Annotated in this window: 30 protein-coding genes; 22 read left to right on the plus strand and 8 right to left on the minus strand. The window is 66.6% G+C overall.

Translation table 11 applies throughout. The features are described 5' to 3' along the window. Nucleotides 1-192 precede the first annotated feature (192 nt). Nucleotides 193-591: a VOC family protein gene (locus ACWF9G_RS02665; protein WP_452513155.1), complete on the minus strand. Its 399-nt coding sequence runs from the start codon at nt 589-591 to the stop codon at nt 193-195. Between the two features lie 103 nt (nt 592-694). Between ACWF9G_RS02665 and ACWF9G_RS02670 the strand changes: the two genes are divergently transcribed. Continuing rightward, nucleotides 695-1,690: a helix-turn-helix transcriptional regulator gene (locus ACWF9G_RS02670; protein ID WP_452513157.1), complete on the plus strand. Its 996-nt coding sequence runs from the start codon at nt 695-697 to the stop codon at nt 1,688-1,690. 453 nt (nt 1,691-2,143) lie between these two features. Continuing rightward, nucleotides 2,144-2,539 (plus strand): NUDIX hydrolase, encoded by a 396-nt coding sequence (locus tag ACWF9G_RS02675; protein ID WP_452513159.1) that lies wholly within the window; start codon nt 2,144-2,146, stop codon nt 2,537-2,539. Here ACWF9G_RS02675 and ACWF9G_RS02680 read toward each other — a convergent pair. Beyond that, nucleotides 2,526-3,881 (minus strand): hypothetical protein, encoded by a 1,356-nt coding sequence (locus ACWF9G_RS02680; RefSeq protein ID WP_452513160.1) that lies wholly within the window; start codon nt 3,879-3,881, stop codon nt 2,526-2,528. The two genes, ACWF9G_RS02675 and ACWF9G_RS02680, sit on opposite strands and share 14 nt — an antisense overlap. Before the next feature lie 233 nt (nt 3,882-4,114). On the opposite strand from ACWF9G_RS02680, the gene ACWF9G_RS02685 reads away from it, so the two are divergent. The 3 genes from ACWF9G_RS02685 to ACWF9G_RS02695 all read left to right on the plus strand — a co-directional run bounded on the left by ACWF9G_RS02685 (nt 4,115) and on the right by ACWF9G_RS02695 (nt 5,200). Continuing rightward, complete coding sequence (locus ACWF9G_RS02685) at nt 4,115-4,330, plus strand: hypothetical protein (protein WP_452513162.1); 216 nt, start codon at nt 4,115-4,117, stop codon at nt 4,328-4,330. Nucleotides 4,331-4,505: 175 nt separating this feature from the next. Beyond that, on the plus strand, nt 4,506-4,985 hold the full coding sequence (locus ACWF9G_RS02690; RefSeq protein ID WP_452513164.1) for a DNA-directed RNA polymerase subunit beta: 480 nt from the start codon (nt 4,506-4,508) through the stop codon (nt 4,983-4,985). Nucleotides 4,986-5,056: 71 nt separating this feature from the next. Then, nucleotides 5,057-5,200 carry a hypothetical protein gene (locus ACWF9G_RS02695; protein WP_452513166.1) on the plus strand — a complete coding sequence of 48 codons (144 nt, stop codon included), beginning with the start codon at nt 5,057-5,059 and terminating at the stop codon, nt 5,198-5,200. 171 nt (nt 5,201-5,371) lie between these two features. Here ACWF9G_RS02695 and ACWF9G_RS02700 read toward each other — a convergent pair whose 3' ends face one another. Then, entirely contained in the window at nt 5,372-5,815 is a 444-nt protein-coding gene (locus ACWF9G_RS02700; RefSeq protein ID WP_452513167.1) for a winged helix-turn-helix transcriptional regulator, read from the minus strand. Nucleotides 5,816-5,944: 129 nt separating this feature from the next. Here ACWF9G_RS02700 and ACWF9G_RS02705 point away from each other — a divergent pair, with 129 nt between their 5' ends. From ACWF9G_RS02705 to ACWF9G_RS02730, 6 genes are all read left to right on the plus strand, one after another. After that, on the plus strand, nt 5,945-6,817 hold the full coding sequence (locus ACWF9G_RS02705; RefSeq protein ID WP_452513169.1) for an aldo/keto reductase family oxidoreductase: 873 nt from the start codon (nt 5,945-5,947) through the stop codon (nt 6,815-6,817). Nucleotides 6,818-7,114: 297 nt separating this feature from the next. Further along, a complete protein-coding gene (locus tag ACWF9G_RS02710; protein WP_452496817.1) occupies nt 7,115-7,438 on the plus strand; it encodes a hypothetical protein in 324 nt (107 codons plus the stop codon). Nucleotides 7,439-7,444: 6 nt separating this feature from the next. Next, complete coding sequence (locus tag ACWF9G_RS02715; protein WP_452513171.1) at nt 7,445-8,440, plus strand: hypothetical protein; 996 nt, start codon at nt 7,445-7,447, stop codon at nt 8,438-8,440. Between the two features lie 368 nt (nt 8,441-8,808). After that, a complete protein-coding gene (locus ACWF9G_RS02720) occupies nt 8,809-8,979 on the plus strand; it encodes a hypothetical protein (RefSeq protein ID WP_452513172.1) in 171 nt (56 codons plus the stop codon). A gap of 33 nt (nt 8,980-9,012) precedes the next feature. Continuing rightward, nucleotides 9,013-9,951 (plus strand): LysR family transcriptional regulator, encoded by a 939-nt coding sequence (locus tag ACWF9G_RS02725; protein WP_452513174.1) that lies wholly within the window; start codon nt 9,013-9,015, stop codon nt 9,949-9,951. A gap of 32 nt (nt 9,952-9,983) precedes the next feature. Further along, on the plus strand, nt 9,984-10,286 hold the full coding sequence (locus tag ACWF9G_RS02730) for a DUF6506 family protein (protein ID WP_452513177.1): 303 nt from the start codon (nt 9,984-9,986) through the stop codon (nt 10,284-10,286). A gap of 214 nt (nt 10,287-10,500) precedes the next feature. Here the strand turns inward: ACWF9G_RS02730 and ACWF9G_RS02735 are convergent, their stop codons facing one another. Then, a complete protein-coding gene (locus tag ACWF9G_RS02735; RefSeq protein WP_452513180.1) occupies nt 10,501-11,040 on the minus strand; it encodes a TerD family protein in 540 nt (179 codons plus the stop codon). A gap of 137 nt (nt 11,041-11,177) precedes the next feature. Continuing rightward, the gene (locus tag ACWF9G_RS02740; RefSeq protein ID WP_452513181.1) at nt 11,178-11,966 is read right to left on the minus strand and encodes a CPBP family glutamic-type intramembrane protease; all 789 of its coding nucleotides are present in this window, start codon (nt 11,964-11,966) and stop codon (nt 11,178-11,180) included. Between the two features lie 98 nt (nt 11,967-12,064). Between ACWF9G_RS02740 and ACWF9G_RS02745 the strand changes: the two genes are divergently transcribed. Together ACWF9G_RS02745 and ACWF9G_RS02750 are read left to right on the plus strand one after the other, a co-directional pair. Next, nucleotides 12,065-12,922 carry a helix-turn-helix domain-containing protein gene (locus tag ACWF9G_RS02745; protein WP_452513183.1) on the plus strand — a complete coding sequence of 286 codons (858 nt, stop codon included), beginning with the start codon at nt 12,065-12,067 and terminating at the stop codon, nt 12,920-12,922. Further along, a complete protein-coding gene (locus ACWF9G_RS02750) occupies nt 12,919-13,737 on the plus strand; it encodes a DUF998 domain-containing protein (protein WP_452513185.1) in 819 nt (272 codons plus the stop codon). The genes ACWF9G_RS02745 and ACWF9G_RS02750 overlap by 4 nt, the downstream gene beginning before the upstream one ends. 492 nt (nt 13,738-14,229) lie before the next feature. On the opposite strand, the gene ACWF9G_RS02755 is transcribed toward ACWF9G_RS02750, so the two are convergent. Further along, nucleotides 14,230-14,448 carry a hypothetical protein gene (locus ACWF9G_RS02755; protein WP_452513187.1) on the minus strand — a complete coding sequence of 73 codons (219 nt, stop codon included), beginning with the start codon at nt 14,446-14,448 and terminating at the stop codon, nt 14,230-14,232. 112 nt (nt 14,449-14,560) lie between these two features. On the opposite strand from ACWF9G_RS02755, the gene ACWF9G_RS02760 reads away from it, so the two are divergent. Next, nucleotides 14,561-15,235, plus strand: coding sequence for a response regulator (locus ACWF9G_RS02760; protein ID WP_452513189.1), 675 nt, complete (start codon nt 14,561-14,563; stop codon nt 15,233-15,235). Continuing rightward, a complete protein-coding gene (locus ACWF9G_RS02765; RefSeq protein ID WP_452513191.1) occupies nt 15,223-16,506 on the plus strand; it encodes a sensor histidine kinase in 1,284 nt (427 codons plus the stop codon). The genes ACWF9G_RS02760 and ACWF9G_RS02765 overlap by 13 nt, the downstream gene beginning before the upstream one ends. Nucleotides 16,507-16,952: 446 nt before the next feature. On the opposite strand, the gene ACWF9G_RS02770 is transcribed toward ACWF9G_RS02765, so the two are convergent. Next, a complete protein-coding gene (locus ACWF9G_RS02770) occupies nt 16,953-17,309 on the minus strand; it encodes a hypothetical protein (protein ID WP_452513193.1) in 357 nt (118 codons plus the stop codon). Nucleotides 17,310-17,508: 199 nt separating this feature from the next. Between ACWF9G_RS02770 and ACWF9G_RS02775 the strand changes: the two genes are divergently transcribed. Continuing rightward, entirely contained in the window at nt 17,509-18,018 is a 510-nt protein-coding gene (locus ACWF9G_RS02775) for a hypothetical protein (protein ID WP_452513195.1), read from the plus strand. Between the two features lie 88 nt (nt 18,019-18,106). Here ACWF9G_RS02775 and ACWF9G_RS02780 read toward each other — a convergent pair whose 3' ends face one another. Next, nucleotides 18,107-18,268 (minus strand): hypothetical protein, encoded by a 162-nt coding sequence (locus ACWF9G_RS02780; protein WP_452513197.1) that lies wholly within the window; start codon nt 18,266-18,268, stop codon nt 18,107-18,109. 225 nt (nt 18,269-18,493) lie between these two features. Between ACWF9G_RS02780 and ACWF9G_RS02785 the strand changes: the two genes are divergently transcribed. From ACWF9G_RS02785 to ACWF9G_RS02810, 6 genes are all read left to right on the plus strand, one after another. Beyond that, a complete protein-coding gene (locus ACWF9G_RS02785) occupies nt 18,494-18,835 on the plus strand; it encodes a hypothetical protein (protein ID WP_452513199.1) in 342 nt (113 codons plus the stop codon). 777 nt (nt 18,836-19,612) lie between these two features. After that, the gene (locus tag ACWF9G_RS02790) at nt 19,613-20,563 is read left to right on the plus strand and encodes a hypothetical protein (RefSeq protein WP_452513200.1); all 951 of its coding nucleotides are present in this window, start codon (nt 19,613-19,615) and stop codon (nt 20,561-20,563) included. 130 nt (nt 20,564-20,693) lie between these two features. Next, the gene (locus ACWF9G_RS02795) at nt 20,694-22,145 is read left to right on the plus strand and encodes a S8 family peptidase (RefSeq protein ID WP_452513202.1); all 1,452 of its coding nucleotides are present in this window, start codon (nt 20,694-20,696) and stop codon (nt 22,143-22,145) included. Between the two features lie 87 nt (nt 22,146-22,232). Next, nucleotides 22,233-23,438 carry a GNAT family N-acetyltransferase gene (locus ACWF9G_RS02800; RefSeq protein WP_452513204.1) on the plus strand — a complete coding sequence of 402 codons (1,206 nt, stop codon included), beginning with the start codon at nt 22,233-22,235 and terminating at the stop codon, nt 23,436-23,438. Nucleotides 23,439-23,848: 410 nt separating this feature from the next. Next, nucleotides 23,849-24,454, plus strand: coding sequence for an HdeD family acid-resistance protein (locus ACWF9G_RS02805; protein ID WP_452513206.1), 606 nt, complete (start codon nt 23,849-23,851; stop codon nt 24,452-24,454). Between the two features lie 224 nt (nt 24,455-24,678). Then, nucleotides 24,679-26,115, plus strand: coding sequence for a three-helix bundle dimerization domain-containing protein (locus ACWF9G_RS02810; RefSeq protein ID WP_452513208.1), 1,437 nt, complete (start codon nt 24,679-24,681; stop codon nt 26,113-26,115). Nucleotides 26,116-26,196: the final 81 nt, after the last annotated feature.

Raw genomic sequence — 26,196 nt, forward strand, 5'->3', positions numbered from 1 at the left:
CCCCCAGCCCTCGGTTCGCGGAAAACAGCGACCGGTGGGTGCGGGACCGCCTCCGAGGTGCTCATACCTCCAGAATATCCCGGGGTAAGACCCTCAGGTGGGTGTTCGACTTCACCCACGGATACGAATTTCGTTGTCCGGTAAAGGATCTCGATGTCGGTATAAGCATCCTGAGATGCCGATGAGCGGATTTCAACCGGCGAACTTCGCGGCGGCCTGCTCGGTGACCGGGGTGAAGAGGTTGATCAGGTTGCCGTCGGGATCGCGAAACAGCAACGACCGGTTCCCCCACGGCATCGTCGTGGGCTCGTTGACGAAATCCTCGACCGTCTCTCGCAACCGCCGGTAATCGGCATCGACGTCGGCGACCAGGAATTCGATGATCGCCGAGTGATTGTCGGCTGGGTGCGCGCTGCCCGCAGCGAACAGGGCCACGGTGCGGGTGCTTCCGATCGCGAGGGTGCCGGCTGGTGTGACGATTTCGGCGAAATCCGGTGTAGCCCAGTGTGCTTCGACGCCGGTCACGTGGCGATAGAAACTGACCAGCCGCTGGATGTCGTCGGTGATCAGACGGATCGAGACGAGCTTCATGGTGTGCTCCTGCTGTCGGATGAGGCGGAGGTTCCACCGCCGCACGCCACGGTAGAGCCGATACCGGACAGTTTCCGCCCGGTGTGGATGCGAGAATTTCCCGATGACGCGCCCCACCGCCCGAGTGCTGGCCCTGCTCGAGCTGTTGCAGACCGGCGGTACTCATACCGTCGGCGAACTCGCCGGACGGCTCGGCGTCGATGAACGCACCGTCAGGCGATACGTCACCCATCTCACCGACCTGGATATCCCGGTCCGATCGGTGCGGGGCCGCTACGGGGGATACCGGCTCGCTCCCGGATACCGAATGCCACCGTTGATGCTGACCGACGACGAGGCGGTGGCCGTGTTACTCGGGCTCCTCACCAGCCGCGGCGCCGACCGGCCGACAGCGGCCGCCCGCGCAGCCGACAGCGCGACGGCCAAACTCCGCCGCGTCCTACCCCCACGTCTGACGGCCCGGCTGGACGCACTGATCAACACCGTCGAATTCACCGCCGACGCGCGCCCGGAAGCGGCTGTCGAGACTGCCGTCCTGCTCCGGCTCGCCGAGGCCACCCGCGAGCACCGACCGGTCGCAATCGGGTACACCGACCGAAACGGGCGGTCCAGCCAACGAACCGTGCACCCCTACGGGCTCGTCGACCACTCCGGCCGGTGGTATCTGACAGGGATGGACAGCAACAGCGACGAACTACGCCAGTTCCGGCTGGACCGCATCACCGCGGTGAGCACACAGCCCGGAACGTTCGCTCCGCCCACCGGATTCGAGCCGGCCGCTCATCTGCTGTCCGCATTGGCCAACGCGCCCTATCGGCACGAGGTATCGATCCGAGTCCAGGGCACACTCACCCAGGTCCGCCCGCTGCTCCCTGCGACGATCGCGACCGTGCATGAGATCGACTCGCAGCCCGCTGACACCAACCCGTGGGTCCGGATCCGAATCCGCGCCGAACAACTGGACTGGATTCCCGCCCTGCTCGCCGGCCTGAACCGCCCGTTCATCATCGAGCACCCCGACACACTCAACGACGCTGTACGCGCCCTGGCCAGCCAACTCACCGAGGCCGCCGACGGCCAAGACCAAACCCATAGGTAGCAGCCCGGGACGCTCGGTAATGCCGCTGATCGCGCGTGCTGTTCCGGGCCTGTGGATGACCGCCAAGCGCGAAGCCGGCGAGCACAGGCAAGTGAGGCCAGCGGCTGGCGAGAGCCGTAGGATCGACGCCCCGCAACGCTTGACCACCCTCGATTTCCAGCAAAGTTTGATGCCGGGCGATCAGGTCTCAACTCGACCCGCTGGACATCGGCGGCTACGACCTCCTGCGGATCGGCCATCGAAGTCGGTCCGATCTGACGGAACTCCGAACTCGGCAATTCCGTTCTGCCATCGCATTCCATTACCGTCGACGGTATGAGGGATACCCAGTGGACAATCCTCGGTGAGCAGGTACTCGACGAGAACCGGCACATCCGGTTGTCGACCGCCGATATCCGTCTGCCGGATGGGGTGGAGTTCACCCAGTACGTCGTCAGGATGCCACGGTGCGCGATGACCCTGGTGCTCAATGACTCCCGCGAGGTGCTGCTGATGTACCGGCACCGGTGGATCATCGACCAGTGGGTTTGGGAGCTGCCTGGCGGGTATGTCGACCACGCCGAAGACGTGGCCTCGGCGGCGGCCCGCGAAGTCGAGGAAGAAACCGGGTGGCGTCCGCGCACCATGCAACACCTGGTGACCTACCAACCCGCGATCGGCACGCTTGACCAGCCGCAGGAGGTGTATCTTGCTCGAGGTGCCGACCTCACTGACACACGCCCGGACATCAATGAAGCCGAGGCGATTCGGTGGGTACCGCTCGATGAGGCTGTGCGGATGATCGACCGTGGCGAAATCATCGGTGCGGCAACGGTAGTCGGCGTGTACCGAGCGCTCACACTGACTTAGCCGCCGCCACCCGTTGACGGAAGTCCGCGACTTCTGGCATTTCCTCGTAAGAGGCGAGGCGTGCCCGCACATCGCGCAGGTAGGCGTGCGTTCGGCGGGACTCCATGCCACCAGACAATTCGAGCGCCTGTGAACCTACCCGGACCGCTTCGCGCGGGTCTTCCGCCGCGAGGCTCGACGCGAGCAAGCACAAGTTGAATACGCGGCCACGCTGGTACCCATCGCTCATATCCAGCGACGCCCGCGCCAGTCTCGCTGCACGATCGTGCTCGCCGAGATCCTGGAAGCATTGACCGGCTTTGGCCGACATATACGCCGAGTCGAGGTAGGTCAGCCAGTTGGGGCGGTTCGCCTCGCCCCGATCGAACGCGCGCTCCGCCTCGTTGAGCGATGCACCGCAGGACCGCTCGTCGGACCGCGCGGCATGCCCATGCGCTTCGACCATATGGCAACCGGCCTCCAATGTCGGCAGGCCCGCAGAGCGCGCCGCGATCCGTGCCGCCCGAGCGAGATCGATCGCGTCACCGGGGCGGCCGACGTAGGTTGCCTGATGACTCATCGCGGCAAGAATCTCCGCGCTGAGCGCCGCATCTCCTGCTGCACGTGCCATCCGCAGCGACTGGATCAAGTACCTTTGCGCGAGGCCATGTTCTTCTAGGTCGTAGGCGGCCCAGCCCGCCAGTTTCGTCAGCTCGGCCGCTACAGCGAACAGCTGCCGTCCGATCTGTTCGGTGTAGCTGCCACGCAGCAGCGGTGTCACCGAGGTGTGTAAGTAATGCACAACCGTGGAGCGCACCTTGCCACCACCGACCTGATTGTCGAGATCACTGAACGCCCAGGTCATCGTTCGCACAGCGTCGATATCAGCGACCCCGACGCGGCGCAGACCGCTCGATGAGACCGGGTGTTCAGCGCCCGGCAGGGTCAGCCACCGCATGCTTGCGGCTGGGTAGACCGCGACGGCGTAGGCAGTGCCCTCCAGGAACCGGCGACGCTCCACATCACTCCTCCACAACGCAGTCGCCGAGGCGGTCGCCTCCACGAGGCTCAACGAGAATTCCAATCCCAAGTCAGGCGACTCTGTACCGGACATACCGCAATCGGCTGGCACCACACGACGACCACACAATTCGGTGAGGACGTCTGCGATCAATTTTGGCCCCGGCTGCGTCGGATGCTCACCGGTCAGCCATCGACCGACCGATGTGTGGTCGTAGCGGAGCTCGATGCCGATTGATCTGCCACGCTCGACAATTCGGCGCGCAAATCCTTTTCGACTTACTCGGATCTCGGCGAGTAGTTCTGCTAGCTGATGATTTGGCTGCTTGGGGTGTCGGCCCATATTCGCAGTCTGGCACGGCTACCTCGACAGTGACGACCATCGGCCAATTCCGCACACCCCCGGCGCACACACCTACCCGTTGCGCGCGCCTTACATGGTGCCGCCGAACGAGATGTGCTGGAACAGCCCCAACGTCATCATCGCGCTTTGATGCGACCCCGACGATGACGACCGACACCGGGTTCGCGAAGCCGCCGCCGACCCCAGATCGCCGAGCCGACAGAGGTGACCCGATGACCAGCACCCTCGAAACCGATGTTCTCGCCCTCCTCGAACGGGGCGGGATGCTGACCGCCGACACGATCGCCCACAACCTCAACACCCCGAGGTGGCGTGTGTCGCGCGTCCTGCACGCGTTGCGCCGCAACGGCGACGCCTTCCAGAATCGGCGTGCGCAGTGGCAGATTTCGGCCGGGCAGCGTCGCCCGCAACGGCAGGCGACCCGATGAGCCACTTCACCCCGCCGACCCCCTCGCCCCGGCCGCCGCTGGCCGACCTGGTGGCCACGTTGGAAGCGATGCGCGAAGCCGGATGGGTAACGACCGCGCCCGGGCCGACACCACTCGAGGCGACCAGCCCGATAGGGCTGCACGTCCCGGCAGTTGAGTACCCCGGGGGCCAGCGATGACGCAGACCAGCCCACCTGACCAGGCATTCGCCGAAACACCGCGCTCGCGGTGCGAGTTCTACCGGCGCGTGTGTTCTCTGCCCACAGTGATCGACCCGGTTACCGGGCGGATCACAATGCGGGCCGGGTTGGTCGGCGCGGTGATGATGCCGACCGATCTGGCGTACCAGGTCAAAACCAGCCTCGATGTTCGTGGGGTCGCGCCGTTACCGATCATCGGCCACCCCCGCGCCGCCATGTGGACCTTTTTGGTCAGGGCCGATATCCGGCCGATCGGTGACCCGGAACAGGTCGCCAGACTACGGAAAGCGCGGGTGGTGGTGGTCCGCGAAGGCGATATCGCATTGCCGTCCCCGGCACCTGACCCGCTGATGGTCCGTACGTGGGAATCCCCGGCCATCAGCGCGTTCCGGCCCTCTGGCGCAGTCGTCATCGAATGCGCCCTGGGGTGCCTACCTGGAGAGCGTCGGCGATGACCCACGGCGGTCACTCACCCTGCCCCGACGAACCCGACATCCATCTCACGATCCAGTTCTCCAGTATCCGAATGGATTTCGTCGCGTGCCTGACGGCCGCGCTGGTGTTCGTCTGTGAAGTGACCGCCCGCCGACCCGGCACCGTAGCCATGGATTCCAGAGACTGCGCGGGGGTTCCCCGCCTGCCGAACGAACGCCTGTATCTGCTGCCCTGACCGGCCCTCTCCCGAACCAACCGAATGTCCACCCATGTGGCCATGGAGGTGGGTTGCGCCCTGAAACGAGCCACTTCCGGGTCCGGTCCAGATTGGACCCGGACGGCTCATCGCAATCGACAGTGTTCCGTGTGACAGCGTGGCGGTGTCGGGACGGTTGGTTGTGTCGGGTCAGGAAGTGCGAGCGTCGTGCTTGTCTCGGTTGGCAAGGACCTGATCCATGTGGATCTGTGCCCAGTGCCTGAGGTCGCGTGTCAGGTGGTGGAGTGAGAGGCCGAGGTCGGTCAGCTCGTAGGTGACGGTCACGGGGACGGTTGGCGTCACGGTGCGGGTGAGTAGGCCGTCGCGTTCGAGTGCTCGTAGGGTCTGGGTCAGCATCTTCTGGCTGACTCCCGTCAGCAGGCGGGAGATCTCGGAGTAGCGCATCGCTCGTGCGGCATCCGATGCACCGGGCTGGTCGGATTTGTCTGCTGCGTCGCCGCCGAGTGCGCACAGGATCAGCACGACCCACTTGTCCGAGATCCGGTCGAGGAGCTGGCGGCTGGGGCATACCGCCAGAAACGCGTTGTACTCCGTCTTGGCCTGCGCCCTCTGGGCGGCCTTCGTTGGCTTCACTGATCTCAACTTTCACCTGTGGGAGAGTTACGCACTTCAGAGTGCCTACTTCCCAACGGGAAGTACCTCTTCAATACTCGTCCAGGAAGGCCGAAACGCCACCCACGGCGAAACGCGAAAGGCACAACGATGAACGCGCCAACCACATCACTTCCCGGCGGCACCTGGACGCTGGGCAACTCGACCATCACCCGATTCGGTTATGGCGCGATGCAACTCGCCGGCCCGTGGGTCATGGGGCCTCCCGCCGACCACGACGGCGCCCTGGCAGTATTGCGCGAGGCGGTCGCGGCCGGTATCACCCACGTCGACACCAGCGACGCGTACGGACCGCGCGTCACCAACGAGCTGATCCGTGAGGCGTTGCATCCCTACCCGGAGTCGCTGTTCCTCGCTACCAAGGTGGGGGCGAACCGCGACGCGCAAGGCGGCTGGCCCACGGCCCGGCGACCCGAAGATCTGCGCAAGCAGGTCCACGAGAACCTCCAGTCCCTCGGGGTCGAGACCCTCGATCTGGTCAACATGCGTATGGGCGATGCCGAAGGCCCCAAGCCTGGTTCGCTCGCCGAGGCGTTCGAGACGCTCGTCGAACTCCAGCGCGAGGGACTGATCCGTCACCTCGGTGTCAGCAACGTCACCACCGAGCAGGTCGCCGAGGCGCGCGGTATCGCCCCCATCGTGTGCGTGCAGAACATGTACAACCTCGCCCACCGCCACGACGACGACCTCATCGACAGGCTCGCCGCCGACGGCATTGCCTACGTGCCGTTCTTCCCGCTGGGGGGCTTCACGCCGCTACAGTCCGATGCACTCTCGGGGGTCGCGGTCCGGCTTGGGGCGACGCCGATGTCGGTCGCGTTGGCCTGGCTGTTGCAGCGCTCACCGAACATCCTGCTCATCCCCGGCACGTCATCGACAGCCCATCTGCGTGAGAACATCGTCGGCGCTGGGCTTTCCCTCTCCGATGATGACGTGGCCGACCTGGAGAGTATCGGCCACTGAACACCTGCAGGCCGTGCCCGGGTCCAGCGACAGGCACGTCGCTAGACCCGGCGCAGGTTCCGTTTGTACACGGCAAGCGTTACAGAGGCGACCTGCGGGAACCTGGTTCGCCGCAGAGTGTCTCGCGAACAATCGTTGGCGAGACACTGCGACCGTGGCGGGCGACTCGAACGCTCGATCGATCTGACTGCCCTGAAAATGCCGAGTGCGTTCGGTAGCCTTCACTTTGTTTTTGTTGACGTGTCGAGCAAGCGGCCCATGATGATCGCCGGAGCCGTCAGTGCATAGGATCGGCCGGTGCCCAAAATCACCCTGTCCAACTCGCACTCGGACAGGATGTTGACTCTCTGGCTCGAACCTCGGGGCGAGGACTACTGGATGTATCCGGGTGAGGACTTCACCGTCGAGTTCGACGACGGCGACTACGCCGCGGGCGTCATCGGAGCCGACGGCGGACAGTTCCTGGTGCAGTGGGAAGACGACGGATTGCGGGTGTGGGCGGCCTCTGGCCTTCCGAAGGTCAGGGATCGAACCGGTACCGAACTCGAGTGCGGTCACCGACGACCGGATGAGGTCGACAACGCCTGGCGAGAAGCCGGGAGATTCGGTCCCACAGGCTAGTCCGGCATGGTCGTGCTCGATGTTCCCCTGGTTTCTCACCGAGTGGAACATGCTCGGCGTCGGCGACTCAAGGCGGCCCGCTTTTGTCGCGGCGCAGACAATTCCGTCCCGGATACGATCGGGATCGAGGTGCGCCTGCTCCGAGGCGGCCTACGATCCCCGGAAGCCGAGGTCGATCCCACAGTGCCCCTACCGTTGCGGCTAACGGCATTCGACGAACACTTCTATCGCACCGCTGCGTCGGCAACGGCGGTCGTCGTCGGCCTGGCGTGCGCCGTCATCGGATTCGCGATCGACGACTCGACGATCGCGACGCTCAGCTTGGTTCTGGCCCCGCTCGGCGCGATCGGACTGGTCGATCGCTACGCCGAGCGTGCCGAACTGTCACCGGTGGTTCTGCCCGCCCGGCAACCCGATGCTGTAGTGCTGCGGTACCGCCCGCTGCGCGCGCTGGCGGTCATGACCGCGGGCGCGGTTTTCGGCGGTATCACCGTAATCGCCGGTTCGCTGCAAGGGCTCTGGGAAGCCGTTGCGTACGGCATTCCCCTCTGCGTGATCTTCCTACTGATAGCCGCGATGATGGTCGTCTCTCGCGTGTTGGTGCGGCTCACGATCTCCCCACACTGGATCAGGGTCCGGTTACTGGGCACCGATCAGGAAATCGCCTGGGACAGCATCATCGAGATCGGCATCGCGGAGACACCCGAGGGTGATGTCATCATTATCACCTGCCATGAGACAGGAGTGCGTCACCACCGACGTATCGGTTGGCTCGCCGCGCGTCGGCGACTTCCCGGGCCAGGACCCGAAGAGCAGTGGACGATCCCAGCCGCCTACTGGGGAACCGACCCGATTATGCTGCTCGATGCGCTGACGTGCCTGCATGAGGACTCGGCAATTCGCGCCCGGCTCTGCCCCGGACTCCTGACAGACTTGTTGATACACGGTCGCGAATTGTCGGCACCGGCCGATCCGGAAGATACCGCCGACCGGCAGAGGTGACGACCCGGCCGATGTCGTCCATCGTCCTTATGCAGCAGCGGTTCCAGCCGCGCCCACCGGCATCGGTCATATCCGCCCGCCCCGCGACCGACACCCTGGTCACGAAATCTCCGGCACTTCAAGTCCGCTCGGCTGCTGAACCTCCTACCGGAGACCTCTTCTGCTCCAGGTCACTGACACGCGCACCAGTGCCGCATCTTCCACCACCGCAACCGACAGCCCGACCTCACCGGACCACCACTTTCGACACGCCCTAGTGCCGTCGAGGTCGGGATCAGCGCCACCTGATTCTGCGAGAACACCGCCCCTCATCGCTGAGAGTCACAGCCGACGGCGGACTCGCAGGCGCGGGTGTTCGGAAACCTGTTGTGCAGGAGGCCGACCGGCTCGGCCGCAACCTCCTCGAGGGCCTGATCGTGCTCAACGATCGATTCCAGCGGGGCATCTCGGTGAAGGTGCTGCACGGCATCGCGGCCGGCCGGTCAGCTCGAACTCGAGGAACTCGACGAGTTCCTGCTCGCGCGGGCGATGGAGCATGATTCCCCGCCGCTGAAGTGCGTTAGCGTCGTCGGGTGGAGTTGCGACAGTTGCGGTATTTCCTCGCGGTGGCCGAGGAGCGCAATCTCACCAGAGCCGCCGACCTGGTCGGGATCCGGCCAACCTCGCTGAGCCAGCAGATCATCGCGCTGGAACGCGAGCTCGGTGCGGCACTGTTCGTGCGTACCGCGGCGGGAATGTCGGTGACACCAGCGGGTCTGCGACTGGTGCCGCACGCGCAGGCAGCGGTGGACGCTACGCGCCGGGCACAGCGTGCGGTGCGGGAGAGCCACGCTCTTCGTGTCGCTGTGACGCCCGGAGCGCCGCCTCAGTTCGCGGCGGCGATCTGGCAGGCCGCGGGTGATCCGGTCGCCGAGATCACCGATATGCAGACCGCGGAACAGCTTTCGGCGCTGCGGGCGGGAACCCTCGACGCCGGGGTGCTCCTGCTGCCCGCCGACCTGGCTGGACTGGAGCATGCGGTCGTCGCCGATGTCGAGCTCGGTGTAGTGGTAGCGGACGAGCATCGGCTGGCACAGCAGCAGGCACTACGATGGACCGACCTCGAGGGCAGCGCACTGCTGTGGTTCGCGCGTTCGGCGGCGCCGGGCTACCACGACGCCGTCCGCGAATCCTGGACGCGCGCGGGCTGGCAGCCTGCGGCGATTCGCGAGAGTTCGCCGCGCCGAGCGTTGTTCACCGCCGAACTCGGTTTCGGAGGCGATGTCCTCGCTCTCCGCCCGGCCTGGGATGTCCGCCCCGGCGACGGGTTGTCGTGGATTCCGTTTGCCGCCGAGGCAGCCCGCATCCGCTACGCCCTCGTCTGGAACACCACGGATTCCGCCGCTGCCCGCTACCACGAGATAGCGGCTGACCTGGCGTGTGCGGTTCCGCCACAGGCTCATCCGGTGCCGCCTCGTGGACAGGACGCCCGGCGATCGGCTCAGATGGAGAGCGATCGGGTCGCGCCCTAGCGCGGCCCCACCGCACTACGAGAGGTACCGAGATGGCGCTCACCGCATGGGGATTCATCTACACCGCGTCCGGCAGTAATCCGGCTCGGGAAACGGTCGTCGAAACTCCCGGCTGCCGCTCGGTATTCGTCGGAGTGAACGATCCGAGCCAGGTGGTCGACGTGGCGCGGCGACTGGTCGACGGCGGCGCGCAGTTGATCGAACTGTGCGGTGGTTTCGGCCCCGTCTGGACCGCCCGGGTGATCGAGGCGGTCAAGGGAGCGGTTCCGGTGGGCGCCGTGGCCTACGGCACCGAAGCCGTCGACCAGGTGCACGCGCTGTTCGCCGACCACTGACCGGTCAGCATTTGTCCCGGCCGGAAGCGGTGACTTGCACGCGGCGCATCGGCGACGCATACGCCCACCGTGCCCCGCCCACGGTCCGTGTATGGGCCCGAGCCCCCCGATTGCCAAATCACACAATGATCATCGGTCGGGTCGGCGGTGCCACTACTAGACGCTTACGGGCGACCCACGCCGCGCGACGGCCTGCGACGAGGACAGTCGCGGTTCAGTTCAGGTAGGCGGTGAGGTGGGGGACGGCGTCGACGACGTGCTCTGCCGAGATGGGTTCGGCGATGAGGGTGAACTGCCAATCATTGTGGGGGCGGTGCAGTTTGCCGAGGACGAGGCCGGTGTGGGAGCGGGCGGTGGCCAGGTCGGTCCGTGCCAGTTCGGTGCGGGTGACGCTGTCGCTGACACGGGTGAAGGCGTTCTCGATCTGCTCGAATCGTTGTCCGGTGTAGCAGGTGATGAGGAGCACGACGGTGGTGACGTCCGTAGCCAGCCGGGTCAGGTCGAGCACCATGATCTCGTCGTCTCCGTCGCCGACGCCGTCCAGGCTGTCACCCAGGTGGCGGATGGCGCCGTCTCGCGAGGTCAGTTGTTCGTGAAAGGCGATGTCGGCGAAGCGTGTTCCGATGAACGACAGCGCGGCCACGTTGAGGTCGATGTCTTTCGCGCGCCGCCGGAACTTGGGTGCGCGCACGGGATCCCAGCCCAGACCCACAGTGATGTGGGTCAGTGCGGCGTGGGGGACTGCTCCGGGCATGTGACGCTCCTGGTCGAGTTGCTTCGGCCGGTTGCCGTCCGGATCCCCCGGCGCACTTACCCGCAAACATGCCGGATAGACCCGGCCCCCGCAACCGAGTGGCGGTTCGCGGGAACGGGTTTCGTCGGCTCCGTAGGTCAGGAAGCCGTGGCCGGCTCGATGCTGTGGCGCTTGACGAGCAGCACGATCGCCAGCAGCGGGTAGACCAGAATCGGCAGCAGGGTGCCCGGATACATGGTTTGGTCGGCGAGGATGACCGTTCCGGTGAGCAAGGTGAAGTCGAACAGGCCGTGCAGCACGGAGTTGACCGTGTTGCCGCGGCTGACCCGGCGAGTCAGATAGAAGAAGTACCCGGCCAGGCTGACGATGATCGCCTGTGGCAGCGCGCTGACACCGTGCGTCACCCCGTTGGCCAGGTGCACCGCGCCGAACACGATGCTCGACCACAAAGCGACCCTGCCCTCGGTGAGCCCGTGATCGCGCAACACCAGCACGCCGATGCCACGGAACATGCCTTCCTCACCCCAGCCGACGAACTGGGTGGCGATCAGCAGCACCAGCACATACAGCAGTCCTTTGTCGGCCAGTGCGCTGTAGTTGATGCCGAAGACGATCGCGACGATGAAGATGATCGGCACGATCCGCACCCACGACCGGGTCGGCCGGTCGTCGTGCAAGACCGGCCGTAACCAGCCCAGGTAGGCGATCACGCCGTAGGTGAAGGCCAGTGCCACACCCAGCGGGATGATCATGCCGAAGAACACCGCGCGCGTGGAGAAGAAGTCGTCGGCACCGGTGAGCTCCGTCATCAGCAGGCCGCCGAGCTGGATGATCGCGAGATAGACGATCACGACCAGCGCGAACATCGGGTAGGTCAGGCGACGACGGGTTCCCGTGGCAGACAACACGGTTTCTGGCGTGCTCATGTGGGCAACCTAGCTGTTCGCAATCGGTCTCGGGCGGATGGTGCTGGTCATCGTGTCGGCGCTGCGCAGGGCTTTCACGTTTCCGTAGCCTGGACCGGGTGGGAGTTGCGGATATCGACTGTGGGCCCGGTGTTGGTTGGGATTTCGCGGGTCCGTCCCCTGCCGCGCCGTCGGGTGCCGCGATCATCGGATACCGCGATGTGGGTGGCGCCGGGTTGGACTTGCGGGTTGCCGCGACGACGGCGGTCGCCGTGGTGATCGAGTTCGGGGGTCGCGACCTGATTGTCGACGACGCTGCTGGGCGGCAGGCATTGGGCGGTTTCGCCGTGGGACTTCCCATGGCGGCCATGCGCATTCGGAGCAGGCAGGCCGAGTGCGTGGAGGTTCGCATGTCGCCGATCCGGGCGCACTCCCTGCTGGGTATCGCCGCAAACGATCTGGGCCGAGGCGTTGTCCCGTTGGAGGACCTGTGGGGATCGCAGGTTCGGCGACTACGCGAGCGACTCGCGGACGCCGGGACGTGGGAGGAACGGTTCGCACTGACGACATCGTTTCTGGCGCAGTGCGACAGGCCGACGCGGACGCCGGATCCCGAGGTGATCGCCGCCTGGCATCGCATCCTCGCCTCCGGTGGCCAGGTGAAGGTCGGCGAGCTCGCCGAATCCCTCGGATGGAGCCGTAAACGGCTGTGGGCGAGGTTCGAATCCCAGATCGGTCTGACACCCAAGCGGGCGTCGATGCTGGTCCGATTCCGGTGCGCGGTCGTCGGTTTGCTGGCCGGCCGGCCCGCCGCCGACGTCGCTGCGGTGTGTGGGTACACCGATCAGGCCCATCTGTGCCGGGATATGGCGATCTTCGCGGACCGCACACCGGGGGCGCTGCACGCGGACAGCCTGCCTGTCATCGCCCTGGATCGGTACCGGGCCTGGGGAACATTTTTCCAATCTCCGGGGTGACCGATCGGTCGATAGTGGTGATCACCTCGGGTGCGGTCGGCGAGCCGAACGCAACTCGAACCCTCACCCCGATCGACGACGAGAGGACACGTGTCGTGACCGACACCGTTCGCCCTGCGAAGCCACAGACCGCCCAAACCTCAGCACGTATCGGAGAAAAGTCAGCGGCGACGAGACTGCTGCTGGCTTGCGGTGTCATCGCTCCGCTGCTCAACATTGTTGTCGTTCTCGTCCTCGGGGCTATACGCCCTGACTACAACCCCTGGGTTGTCCCCGACAGCAACCTCGAACTGGGCCCGGGTGGGTGGATGCAAATAACCAACTACATCGTCACCGGAACGCTCCTGCTCGCCTTTGCCATCGGGATGAGGCGGGTTCTGCGTTCAGGACGTGGTTCCACCTGGGGGCCCATCCTGCTCGGCATCTATGGCTTCACCTTCTTCGCCATCGGGCCCATCCTTCCCGACCCGTCGCTAGGTTATCCAGCAGGAGCATCCGAAGCGCTGACCATCCACGGCGCCGTTCATATTCTCCTAGGTCTGGTGCAGTTCACGTCGCTGACTGCGGCCTGCTTCGTCCTGGCACGGCGCGATGCTGCGCTCGACAGTCGCGGCTGGTCCCGGTATTCGGTTGCCACCGGCCTGCTGGTCGCCACCTCCTATGTCGTGTTCGTCCTCATCGCCAAATTGGTCGACGGGGGACCAGCCGGGCTCATCGAACGAATCGGTATCTTCGCCGGCGGCATCTGGGTTGCCCTGCTGGCGATCCGCCTGATGAGCAGATCAGTCCCACGCGTGCGACTTGCACCACTCTGAATCGCCCCGGCGGGTCGGGAGACTTCATCGTCTGAAGTTCGTGAGTTCGAGGAGGTATCCGCCGGAGTTGCGTGAGCTGGGTGTGCGTGGCCTTCGTGATCGACGCCTATGCCCACCGGATTTTGGGCTGGAGGACCAGCACGTCGATGACCACGGCGGTGGTCCTCGATTCGATCGGGGAGGGGACGCACCCGCCGGCGGGAAGTAACGGCGGGTGCGTCGGATCAGGCGGTATCGGGCAGCGCGTGGCTGTGGACGAGTCCGCATCGCGAGGGCAGCTCGTGATGCGGCACCCGCCAGGCGTGTGCGAGGAAGCTCGGCGGGTTGTCGGGTCCATTCGATCGGTGAGCCAGAGCTGCCGTACCTGATCCAGTAGCGATACTTCCGTACCTATCGTGAGAATTTCGTGACCGGACGAGCGGCCGGGACAACGGCAAACGGCCCTCGATGTCTCGGGGAGTCGACATCGAGGGCCGCGGTGAGCGGGGGGGATCAGTAGGTGTACAGATCCCAGCCGCCGATGACCTCGACGCACTCCCACTGCGAGCCGCCGGTGACCGGCGAGTTGCCGTCGGCAGCGCACGCTTCGAAAGTGGCGTAGTTGCCGACCCAGCCGGTGTGCGCCAGCGGGGCGGCGTTGGCCAGCCCTGCACCCGCGGCGATGGAGCCCAGGGCGATGGCGGAGGCGGCGATCGCGGTCTTGATCTTCATGGCTTTCCTTTCGTACCAACCCGGTGGCTCCCGGGCTGAGCCCATTCCATGTGATCGACCATGAGAATTTCATGATGGAAATGCGGCGGGGGGTGGGCTACCGTCGCTGCTCGTGCGTGTGTTGGTGGTGGAGGACGACGAGAAGCTGGGTCAACAGATCGCGACCGGGCTGCGAAAAGCCGGATTCGCGGTCGATCTGGCGCAGAGCCTCGTCGACGCGGATATGAACATCTCGGTGAATCGATATGACGTGCTCGTCGTGGACCGGGGTATGCCCGACGGCGACGGTGTGCAGTTGATCGCCGCCTATCGTTCTGCGGGCTACCGGGTACCTGCGCTGGTGCTCACCGCCCGTGACGGGTTGTCCGACCGCATAGCGGGATTCGAGCACGGCGCCGACGACTACCTCACCAAGCCCTTCGCACTCGCCGAACTGGCGGCTCGGGTGCGGGCGCTGTGCAGGCGCCGCGACAATCCCGCGCCGACGCGAGTTGTGCTGGGCGACATCGACATCGATCTGCCCCGTCGCCGGGTCCAGCGCGGCGGGATTCTGCGCACGCTGACACCGAAGGAGTTCGCGGTGCTGGAGCTGCTCGCCGCGCGGGTGGGCACGGTGGTGACCAGGTCGGAACTGATCGAGGCCTGCTGGGACGAGATGGCCGAGCCCAATTCCAATGTCGTGGACGCCGTCATGGCTGGTCTGCGTCGTAAACTGGGGTCGCCGCAGGTGATCGAAACGGTTCGCGGCGCGGGTTTTGTTCTCGGCGGGGCGGCATGCGCACGCTGATCTCGACCTCCGATCCGCGGCCCGCGGTGGCACGTCTGCGCCGCACCCGCAATCAGCTCACCCTGCTGATCACCGCCATCACTGCCATCTGCCTCATCGTCCTCAGTGTCGGCGTCGCGGTGATCGACGCTCGCTCCCGCGACGACGCCCTGGACAGCGAGCTCGACCGGGTGCTGACCGGGCTCGCGCCGCGGGTCTATCTCGACGATGACGACGAGGTCGACACCTCGGAGCTGCCCGGCCAGGAGCTGGTCGGCGGCAAGATCGCGATCCTGGTGGTGACCCCGCAGGACACCGGTGGGTGGACGGTGCACTACGGCCATCTGCGCTCGCACATGCCCGCGGAGAGCGGGATCGCCGCCATGGCCGACGCCGCGCTGCGCGAGCAAGGCGAGACCGTCTATCGGGACTCCATCGACAGCGCTGGGCGCGACGCGCGATTGGCCGCAGCCGCGTTCGGCTGGGAGGACTCCGATCGCGAGGCCGTGCTGATCACCGGCGGCGATCCCGATGGCTGGGACCGTGGGCGCGCACTGTTGCTGTGGGCGTTGGTCGTCGGTGGTGTCACCATGGCGATGGCGGCCGGGGTGGCCGGGCATCTGCTGTCGGGACGGAGCATGCGGCAGGCGCTGGCGATGCTCGACGAGCAGGAACGTTTCCTCGGTGACGCCGCGCACGAGCTGCGCACCCCACTGGCCACCCACCGTCTCGTCACCGCGCCGCGCCCTCGTTCGGCGGCGGAAGCCGAGCAGGTGGTGGACAACGCAAGAGCGCTCGGCGCCAGGATGGAGCGGGTGGTGGCCGGGCTGCTCACGCGCGCCCGGATGCAGTCCGGCGTCACCAGAATGGAACGGGTGCAATTGCTGCTCGACCAGCTCACCGAATCGGTGATCGACGAGTTCGACGGTGCCAATATCGTGCTGCACGCGAATCCGACTGTAGTGGTGGGTGATCCGAGCCTGCTGAGCTTGGCCATCCGCAATCTGGTGGAGAACGCGCTCACCCACGGCTCGGTGAATCCGCGCGCGCCCGTCGAGGTGTACGTCGGTGAGGGGCGGGTGAACGTGCGCGACCACGGCACCGGGCTGGCGCCACAGCTGTCGTCGAATCCGTTCGAACGTGGCGTCACCGGTGGGCGTGGCAGCGGCATCGGGCTGGCGCTGGTGGCCTGGATCGCCGAACTACACAGTGGCACGGCGACTATCGAACCGGTCGCTGGTGGTGGGGCGATGGCGACCTTGCGGCTGCCGCCGCCCGGGTCCGCGCTCTAGGCGTGCTGTTCCGCCGCGACGGCTGAGGTGGAGGACTGGGCGGAGATCCGCCGGTTGCATGGCATTCAGCGGCTGTGTACCGACGCCGACGCCACCCCGCAATCAGGGCATGCCACTGCATCCACCCGCGCTCTGGCGTTGATGCCGACACCGCCGTCCTCGTGACAAACACCTTCTACCACTGTCCCCGCCATGTGCGGGAACAAACCCCGACCAAATCCACTCGATACTCATACCGGAACTGCTCTCGCGCAACATCATTCACGTGTAGGGCGGAGTGCGCGGCACGAGTGCCACCCGAACTCGTCGGCTGACGGTGGAGTTCACGCTTCCGGCGCCGGAACCCACCCGTGTCGCCTCACAGTCGGAAAGTTCACGAGAAGAGGTCGCCGCAGATGCGATGTCCCGATTCGATGTCAGTTCGGTGGGTTCGCGGGAGTCGGACGTCAGACGACCGATGGCCGGTCCAGGCCTGAGTAGAGCGGGCGCCCCTGTACGACGAGCCGTCGCGCCACCTCGCGGCGGGCGTAGGTGCTGCCTTCCGGGTGACTCGCGCAGAAGCGGCCTTCGGCGCGGGTGAGAAGTTTGAGGTTGACCAGCCGGATCGGGGACAGTGGGCCGGTGACCGCGTCCGGGATCTCGGCGTCGGTCAACCCGATCATCACCACCGCCCCATCGTCACTGTCGATGTAGGGGTCCGGCACGTCGGGAAGTTCCACGTGCGGCAGGGCCATGGTGAGCAGGCCGGATTGCGCGAGGGTATCGGTGAACCGGAATCCGAGGTGGGCCGCCTGATTCGACACCGGGGGTGCTGTTTCAGCCGAGCGCCGCAGCCGACCGCCCGGGGGCTAACCTGCCACTTGGAATACCTCGGCGTGGCAGCAAGAAAGCACAAGAATGCGCGTGACAGCGAAGAAGGGTCGATTCGTCCTCCGATGGGCGGTAGCGGCATCGGTGATGATGGCACTCGTCGGCTGTGGAGAGTCTCGAGGAACCACGGGCGTGGCGACCAGCGCGCCCGGGATCCCGACGGCCGTCAGTGCACAGCCGCTCGGCATCGGGAGCATGAACCAACCGTGCTTCCCACAACCAGGCTTCTATCCGGCGGCGGACGCTTACGCCGGTCCCGCACCGCATCCGGTCGCGGTATTCGACAACGAGTACGGCGCGATTTGGAATACGCCGCTGCAACCTCCCGAGTGGATGAACCAGTCGGACCCGCTCAGATATCAGCTTGTTGTATGTCTGGGAACCAGCCAGGACGGCGGCGAGCTGATCCAGGCCTGCGAATTCGCCGGGGATAAGCGGTTACCGCTGTTCCGTGGGCGATACGTTGCCAAGGTCTACGAGGCGAAGTCGGCAAAGCTGCTGGGCACCGAGGTCATTCTCGGGGACGCTTACCGCGGGTGCCCGATAGTGGTGCGGTTCGCGCCGAACGAGCGGCAATGGCTGTTCTCGAATCCGGACCTGATCGAATTGCAAAGGGTGCTGGGCAAATACGTCTACCGATGAACAGCACGAGTGCTGGAGTCGGGGATCAGGCCTCCCGGGGGTTCCGGCAGAAGCGGCGCGGAAACAACGGATCTGGTGTAGTTACTGGTCAGGCCATCAGCTCGGGGGGATGGTGCTGGGCGTTCGAGGTGGGGCGTCCGCCGACGCGGGCGCGGGCGGATTCGAGTCCTTCGAGGGTGCCTTCGCTGTTGAGGTCGGCGGTCATCTCGTCCATGGCGGCGATATTGCGTGGAGGATTTTCGGTCAGCATGATCGGCTGCTTGTAACCTTGTGCCCAATTCCAAAGGACTTAGTCCTCTATTTGCCCGAAAGTTGCGGTGGTGGGATCGGGGTCCGTGAAACGCTTCGCACCTCACGATCGGAGGTTTCAGTTGGCAATTGTAGGACTGTTCGGTCTGATTTGTTGCGGATCCGACTCCGCCATTGATGACCCGTTGACGATGTGGCTTCTCGACGTCGGTATCGGACGTCGGCGGTGACGGCGCGGGCTGATCTGTATGTCATCGCCCGGCTCGACATCGGAGATGCTGCAATCGATGTCTACTGCTGCGAGGTCTATTTCGACCATGCCGTCGACGGAACTCTCTGCGGCCGCACCAGCGCAAGCTGGTCCAGGACACTGCAACTGGGTCCGGACATGTCGGCCGACCTCGACGGGCTCGACCGGGCGATGGCCGCTGCCAGGTATTTCCGTACCAGTAGCTGGCGTGTGCGGGTCACGGCCAGTGGTGCCGTGCGCTACTTCGCAGACGCAACAGCTGGCCTTCGATCAGCTGTGGACGGCCCCGTTGCCTTGGCTCGCGATTACCCTGCATGACCGCGTGGCAGTCCAGAGATGCGATTTATGGACCGGTCACGGGCGAATAATCAACCGGAATCCCTGATGTGAGGTCGAGGTATCGACCGCTTCGGCCATTCTGGCCGCCGGTCGGCACCGTCGACAGCAGTTCGGGGCGCACACCTGTGAGCCGGCGGCTGCATCCGATGTTGGCGTGCCAGGCGCACACCGAGCGGACCAGCCCAATAGACAATCGCGCCTTCGCCTGTCTCAGCGTCGGTGAACAAGTGAGCGTCGTAGTCCATGACCCGCACCGCGGTCTCGACACTCGCGGTGGTCAGCGCACAGCGTTTGGCGTTAGGTGTGGCATCCGTACCAGGCCTTGCGTGTCGGCGCTGTTGTGGACGCCCGTACCACCGAGCACAGTTTCCGCGGCCTTCCGTTGTAGATTCGTAGCGTTGGTTCCAACCAAACGGAAACGGAAATAATCCGAGGTGTTCGGCAACGAGCTAGGTGTCTGACCGCCGATAATGTTCACTTATCGGCGGTCAGCTGGCGACCCTGGCGATTCGAGTCCTCAACGGCCGACACGGTTTTCGTTTCGTCTAATTCGTAGGTAGACGACGAAACCAACGTTACGATTCTCCCGTGTCGAGCGTCTGCAACTATCCGGGCTGTGCCCGTCCCATTACCCGCGGCGGTGGCCCGGGTCGTCCGTCCGAGTACTGCGATCACCCGGACCACACGCGATGGCGCGCCTGGCGTGAACGGCAACGGTTGCAACAGGAGTCGGAGAGTGCGGGGGATTCCGTCACTGTGACGACTCAGGGGCCGGTGACGGTGGCACGGTTGCGGGCCGACGAGCTGCTCGGTCAGTTCCGTGGGCTCGCCGAACAATTGGGGACCACGCTCAATGCGGCAGTCGTGGAGCTGCAGACACTGGGGGACCCGTCGGTGGCGGAAGCGCAGGTCCAGGCGGTGCAGGCGGATGCAGCGCGGCGGATCGCCGAGGCCGAGATGGCTACCGTCACTGCCGAACAGGCGCGACGGGATGCCGAGGAAGGGCGGGCACTGGCCGAATCGGTGGCGCAGGAGGCGGCGCTCGCCGCCGAAGAAGCCGAACAGGCGGTGACGGAAGCGCTCGCCGCCAGGGATGAAGTACTGGCCTCGGTGGAGCAGCTGAGCAAACAGGCGGCCGACGACGTCTTCGCCGCGCGCAGCGAGGCCGAAGCCGAAGTGCGTGCCGCGCAACGGAAAGCGGACGACGAGGTCGATACCGCACGGCAGCACGCGGCCGACAGCATCGCACGCGTCCAGCAGCAGGCCGATGCCGAGGTCGCGCACCAACGCCGGGATGCCGAAGCGCGGATCGCCGCCGCGAACGCCGAACGGGATCTGGCGATCCAACGGGCCGCCGACGCCGACCGAGCCACCGAACGCGCCGAACAAGCCACCGCCGAACGGGTGGAAGCCGCGGCCGAAGCCCGCGAGGAATGGCGCCGCGCTCGGACCGAACTCGACACCACCCGAACCGAACTCGATCGCACCCGCGCCGAGCTCGCCGAGCTTCGCCGCACCACCGCGGCGGAGGCCGAACAACGGCGCGTCGAATCGGCGGCCGCGCTCGACCAACTGCGGACCGAGACCGCGCAACGATCGGCCGCGCTGGACGACGCCCGTCAGCAGACCCTCGCGCGCGCCGAACGTGCCGAACGTCAACTCGACGAACTGCTGGCGAGCCGGACGCGACAACCTGCGGGCGAGTGACCACCGACGCCTGCGAATCGAGGCCGATCTGCTCGGTGCGACCAGGTTCGCGGCGGGGGTCGGGCGTGTCGCGAATCCGGTTGTGGCGCAACGGTGGCGGCTCGGCCCGGCGCACTGTTCACTGGTAGCCATGGCTTCCACCGCTCGACCCAGCAGGCAGCGGCGACCAGGGGTGCCCGGCCCCGCGGTCTCGCCGGCCGAACTGGTCGTCGTCACCACGCCGACCGCCACCGAGATCACGCCGATCGCGCTGCGTGAGAACCGTTCCGTGCGCACCCACGTCGACGAACTGCTCCCCGCCGACGCGCACCTGGTTCCGATCTTCGGTCCGGAAAACCGGCTGGCGGCGAGACTGGCCGACACACCGCAGGCCGCGGTCGCCGGGGAGTACCTCAGCTACTACTCGGTGCGTGGTGCGGTGAGCGATCTCGCGGCACTCGCGGACCGGCTTCGCCACGACGACACCGTCGCCGCCGCCTATGTGAAGCCCGCGGCCGAACCGCCCCTCGCACCACTGGCCGAGAACACCGTCGCACCGGACGCGCCTGCCGTGACACCCGATTACCGCAGCAGGCAGGGCTATCTGGACGCCGCGCCGACCGGGATCGACGCGGCGTGGGCCCATACCCGGCCCGGTGGGCTCGGCACCGGGGTGCGGGTGATCGATGTCGAGGGTGCCTGGCGATTCACCCACGAAGACCTGCGGCAGAACCAAGGCGGCGTGATCGGCGGAACCTCCTCGGCCGACATCGGCTGGCGCAACCACGGCACCGCCGTCGCAGGAGAGATCAGCGGCGATCACAATGGCTTCGGTATCACCGGGATCGCGCCCGAAGCTCACATCAGGGCGATCTCGATCTTCGGGACCGGCTCGGCCACCGCGATCCGCTCGGCGGCCGATGCCCTCGACCCCGGTGACGTCCTGCTCATCGAACTGCACCGCCCCGGACCCCGATTCGACTACCGGAGTCAACCCGACCAGCGCGGCTACATCGCCGTCGAATGGTGGCCCGACGATTTCGCCGCCATCCGATACGCCGTCGGCCGCGGCATCATCGTCGTCGAGGCCGCAGGCAACGGGAACGAGAACCTCGACGATCCCGTCTACGACGCGCGCCCCGGCGACTTTCCCGCGACCTGGCACAACCCGTTCCGTGGCGGCGACACCGACTCCGGCGCCGTCCTCGTCGGCGCGGGCGCCCCACCACCGGGCCTGCACGGCCGCGACCACGGCCCCGCCCGCTCCCGGCTCCCGTTCTCCAATTACGGTGCCCGCCTGGATGTCCAGGGCTGGGGCCGTGAGGTCACCACCACCGGCTACGGCGACCTCCAAGGCGGCGCCGACGAAGACCTCTGGTACACCGACGAATTCAGCGGTACCTCGAGCGCATCCCCGATCGTCGTCGGCGCCATCGCCGCCTATCAGGGCATGCGAGCATCCGGTGCGGGCCGCGCCACGCCGGACCAGATCAGGTCCCTCCTGCGCACCACCGGCTCACCACAAACCCCAGCCCCCGGCCGCCCCACCACCCAGCGCATCGGCACCCTCCCGGACCTGCGCGCAATGCTCGGACGGACATAGCCCACCTAGTGCAGGTAGGTCGAGGCGGTGGCCGGGCAGGCGGAAAATGGGATGTGCGGGGGTGGGTGGGCGTGGGATGGTACGGGGATGGCATCGGCGAAGAGCTTCACTGTGCGGTCGGCTACCGGCGAGGATCGGGCCGCGATCATCGGGTTGCAGGAGGCCGGGTTCGGGGTGCGATTCGGAGAGGACGAACACCGGTTCCTGGGGAAGTTGTTTCCGGTCGAGCGGTCGCTGGTCGCGGTCGACGGTGATCGGATCGTGGGGCACACTGTCGATCTGACGATGACGGTGACCGTGCCGGGGGAGCGCACCGTCCAGGCGTGCGGTGTGTCCGGGGTGGCGGTCGCGCCGACGCATCGGCGGCGTGGGATCCTGCGGGAACTGTATGCCGCGCAGCACGAGCGGACCGAGGCCGACGGGCTGCCGCTGACGATCTTCACCGCCAGCGAGGGCACGATCTACGGTCGGTTCGGGTACGACACGGCGATCCTCACCACCCGGATCTCCATCGATCGGCGGCGGGCCGAATTCCGTTCGACCACACCCGATCCCGGCGGTGTCTCGTTGGTGACGCTCGCCGAGGCCGCACCGCATGTCCAGCAGGTGTACGAGCGCTGGCAGCGGACGGTGCCCGGCGCGCAGGTGCGGCCCGAACCCAAGTGGGACCTGTTCTTCGCCGATGTGGAGCGCCAGCGCGGCGGCGCCACCTCGCTGTTCGCGCTGATCCACCCCGACGGCTACGCCCTGTACCGGCGGCGCTACCACGATCAGCGGTCCGTCGCGATCGTGTGGGAGTACCGGGCCCTCACCCCCGACGCCCACGCCGCGTTGTGGCGGGTGCTGCTCGGCATGGACCTGATCGACGCGGTGGAAGTCGAGATCGCCGACGACGATCCGCTGCCGTACCTGCTCACCGACCCACGGGCCGTTCGGATGACCGATCGCGGGGACGCGCTGTGGGCGCGGCTCATGGACGTTCCCGCAGCCCTGACCGCGCGCACCTACCGCCACGACGTCGACACGGTGCTGTCGGTGCACGATCCGTTCCGGTCGGCGGGCGGCACCTTCGCGCTGCGAATTCGCGACGGCATCGCCGAATGTGAACCCACCACCCTGCCCGCCGAGCTCGGCTTCGACATCAACGTGCTCGGCGCCCTGTACTTCGGCGCGCATCGGGCCAAGAACCTCGCCGCCGCGCATCGGATCCGGGTCGATGCGCCCGCCGCGCTGCGGGACTTCGACGCAGCGTTCACCACCGACCGCGCGCCCGAACTCGGCTGGTTCTTCTGACGCGCCAGCAAAGACGCAGCGTGTGCCCGGTGCCGGACGCGTAGCGTGGGTAGCCGTGGATTCGCGCGAGGTCGATCCCTTGGTTCGGGTGCGTGGCGCCCGAGTCCACAATCTGCGTGATGTCGATGCGGATAGGCCCAAGAATGCCCTGGTCGCGTTCACCGGTGTGTCCGGCTCAGGCAAGTCGTCGCCGGCGTTCGGCACCCTCTACGCGGAGTCGCGGACACCCTCGAGATCCGCTACCGCGACACCACGATCGCCGAGGTGCTCGGGGACACCGGAACAGATCGCGGCCGACACCACCAGCCGGACCGCGCCCTATCTGCGGAATCGGTTGACGTGAACACCCGACGGGCGGCGCGCCCGGGCAAATCTACGGCTATCCGATGGTGCGGGCCTATTGTGGGGCCATGCCCGTGTATGACGGGGAGGGGAAACCGGCGCGTGACCGAACCCGGCAGGCGATGCTGATCGCCGGCGGGTGCTCGGTCGTTCTCGGCATCGCGACACTGCTGTGGCCCGCCCGCAGCCAATCCACGCTGGCCGTCCTGTTCGGCACGTCGCTGCTGCTCAGTGCGGCCCTGCAGGCGTATCTGGCGGTGCGGGCGCGGATCGCGTTGCTGCTGCGGGGACTGGTTCTGGTCAGTGCCGCGCTCACCGTCATCCTGGCGATGCTGGCCTTCGAAGGCGGCAACATCGAACTGCTCGCGCTGTGGATCGGGATCGGCTGGGCGATCCGCGGCATCGTGCAGGCGCTGGTCGCGGCCTGGGACGCCGGCGTCACCGACGGCTGGCTGCACGAAATCTGCGGACTCGGCACGGCGGCGATCGGGATCACGATGATCGCCATGAAGTTTCAGACCGTCACCGGGCTGGCCACGGTCACCGGGAGCGCGCTGCTCGTGATCGGCGTGCTGGAACTGCTCGCCGGTGGGATGCTGAACACGGCACTGCGCGCCGCACGGCAGGCGCCGACCGGAACCGCGGTGATCCACCGACCGGCCGCCACCGAATAGAGAGTAGCGAATCCCACACTGGCAGTGCGGGATTCGATGTTTACGCGAACGCCCGGACAACGTGATGTTGCGGGCAGCGGAGCGGGTGCTGAACTCTGCGTGCCAGGCCGTTCACAGCTGGGGCAACTGTGCTGCGCGCCGGTAGCGTGGCCCGCGGCGTGCGCACGGGAGGGCCCGGTCGGCGCGCCGCGTCCGCAGCCCGATGTGAGCCCAGGAGAATTGTGGTGTCGCGTGTAACCCCCGGCGAAGCCGCCGATACCGTCCAGCGTGAAGAGCTGGCCATGCGGCGCATGACCGAGAGTCTGGTCGAAGACCTGTCCGATAACGTCCCCGCCGACCAGGTGACCTCGGCGGTAGGCGCCGCGCATCATCGGTTCGCGGGCAAGCCGATCCGGGAGTTCGTGCCGATCCTGGTCGAGCGGATCGTGCGCACCGAACTCGCCGATCCCGATCCGACCGTCCGGGTGCCCGCGCCCGCGACCACCGTCCGCGCCACCACCCCGGACCCGGACCCGGCACCGGCCACTGCGCCCGAAACCGACGGGGAGCGCAGGAGCTTGGTGAGCAGGCGTGGCGTGCTACCGCTGTCGATCGGTGCGGTCACCGTCGTCGCCGCGGTCGCGGCCGGGGTGATCCTGCTGCCGGGCGGTGCGGACGCACCCGCCGCCGAGACGCCCGTCGCGGCCGCGACCATCGTGCGCGGAGTCGTCGGCTCGGAGAAGATGGCGTTCTTCCAGGACGAGCGCGTGGTGAAGGTGCTCGCCGACAACGGGGTGAAGGTGGAGGTCGAGCCGGCCGGGTCGCGCCAGATCGCGACGACCGTCGACCTCGGGCGCTACGACTTCGCGTTCCCGTCGAGCAGCCCCGCCGCCGAACGGATCCAGCGGCAGCGCAACATCACCGCCAAGTACACGCCGTTCTCCTCGCCGATCGCGATCGCCACCTATCGGCCGATCGCGGACCTGCTGACCGCGGCCGGGGTGATCAAGCCCGGCCCGGTCGCGACCTTCGACATGAACCGGTACCTGGAACTCGCGGGCACCGGCGTGCAGTGGGACGACCTGCCCGGCAACACCACCTACCCGGTCGCCAAGAACATCCTGGTCTCGACCACCGACCCGCGCAGCTCCAACTCCGCCGCCATGTACCTGTCGATCGCGAGCTACGTCGCCAACGACCACACCATCGTGCGCGGCGCCACCGCAGAGCAGCATGTGCTGCCCGCCCTGTCGAAACTGTTTCTCGCCCAGGGCTACACCGACAACAGCAGCGAAGGGCCGTTCACCCAGTACCTCACCAACGGGATGGGCCCGACACCGCTGGTGTGCATCTACGAAGCCCAGTTCGTCGAGGCCGCGGGTGCGGGCCGGATCAAGCCGGACATGGTGCTGACCTACCCGACCCCGACGGTGCTGTCGAGCCACACCCTTGTCCCGCTGACCGACACCGGTGACGTGATCGGCAAGCTGCTCACCGAGAACCCCGAGCTGCGGCGTCTGGCCGCCGAGCACGGCTTCCGCACCGGCGACAACGCCCAGTTCACGGCCATCGCCACCGAACGGAATGTGCCGGTGCCCGCCGATCTGATCGACGTGGTCGACGCACCCGCCTACGACACACTCGAGCACCTGCTCGACGGAGTCGCGAACTCCTACAACTGATCGACTGCTCACCGAGTGCCGCGCAGCTCCACAGCTGCGCGGCACGCGTGTTTCCAGCCACGGAAGAAGGGGGTGGCGAAC

The organism is Nocardia sp. NPDC055029 (genome assembly GCF_053608525.1).

Excerpts from the sequence above, each read along its gene's own strand:
- ACWF9G_RS02665 (WP_452513155.1), bottom strand. The coding sequence starts at position 591 with ATGAAGCTCGTCTCGATCCGTCTGATCACCGACGACATCCAGCGGCTG.
- ACWF9G_RS02670 (WP_452513157.1), top strand. The coding sequence starts at position 695 with ATGACGCGCCCCACCGCCCGAGTGCTGGCCCTGCTCGAGCTGTTGCAG.
- ACWF9G_RS02675 (WP_452513159.1), top strand. The coding sequence starts at position 2,144 with ATGACCCTGGTGCTCAATGACTCCCGCGAGGTGCTGCTGATGTACCGG.
- ACWF9G_RS02680 (WP_452513160.1), bottom strand. The coding sequence starts at position 3,881 with ATGGGCCGACACCCCAAGCAGCCAAATCATCAGCTAGCAGAACTACTC.
- ACWF9G_RS02685 (WP_452513162.1), top strand. The coding sequence starts at position 4,115 with ATGACCAGCACCCTCGAAACCGATGTTCTCGCCCTCCTCGAACGGGGC.
- ACWF9G_RS02690 (WP_452513164.1), top strand. The coding sequence starts at position 4,506 with ATGACGCAGACCAGCCCACCTGACCAGGCATTCGCCGAAACACCGCGC.
- ACWF9G_RS02695 (WP_452513166.1), top strand. The coding sequence starts at position 5,057 with ATGGATTTCGTCGCGTGCCTGACGGCCGCGCTGGTGTTCGTCTGTGAA.
- ACWF9G_RS02705 (WP_452513169.1), top strand. The coding sequence starts at position 5,945 with ATGAACGCGCCAACCACATCACTTCCCGGCGGCACCTGGACGCTGGGC.
- ACWF9G_RS02715 (WP_452513171.1), top strand. The coding sequence starts at position 7,445 with ATGGTCGTGCTCGATGTTCCCCTGGTTTCTCACCGAGTGGAACATGCT.
- ACWF9G_RS02730 (WP_452513177.1), top strand. The coding sequence starts at position 9,984 with ATGGCGCTCACCGCATGGGGATTCATCTACACCGCGTCCGGCAGTAAT.
- ACWF9G_RS02735 (WP_452513180.1), bottom strand. The coding sequence starts at position 11,040 with ATGCCCGGAGCAGTCCCCCACGCCGCACTGACCCACATCACTGTGGGT.
- ACWF9G_RS02740 (WP_452513181.1), bottom strand. The coding sequence starts at position 11,966 with ATGAGCACGCCAGAAACCGTGTTGTCTGCCACGGGAACCCGTCGTCGC.
- ACWF9G_RS02755 (WP_452513187.1), bottom strand. The coding sequence starts at position 14,448 with ATGAAGATCAAGACCGCGATCGCCGCCTCCGCCATCGCCCTGGGCTCC.
- ACWF9G_RS02765 (WP_452513191.1), top strand. The coding sequence starts at position 15,223 with ATGCGCACGCTGATCTCGACCTCCGATCCGCGGCCCGCGGTGGCACGT.
- ACWF9G_RS02780 (WP_452513197.1), bottom strand. The coding sequence starts at position 18,268 with ATGCTGACCGAAAATCCTCCACGCAATATCGCCGCCATGGACGAGATG.
- ACWF9G_RS02795 (WP_452513202.1), top strand. The coding sequence starts at position 20,694 with ATGGCTTCCACCGCTCGACCCAGCAGGCAGCGGCGACCAGGGGTGCCC.
- ACWF9G_RS02800 (WP_452513204.1), top strand. The coding sequence starts at position 22,233 with ATGGCATCGGCGAAGAGCTTCACTGTGCGGTCGGCTACCGGCGAGGAT.
- ACWF9G_RS02805 (WP_452513206.1), top strand. The coding sequence starts at position 23,849 with ATGCCCGTGTATGACGGGGAGGGGAAACCGGCGCGTGACCGAACCCGG.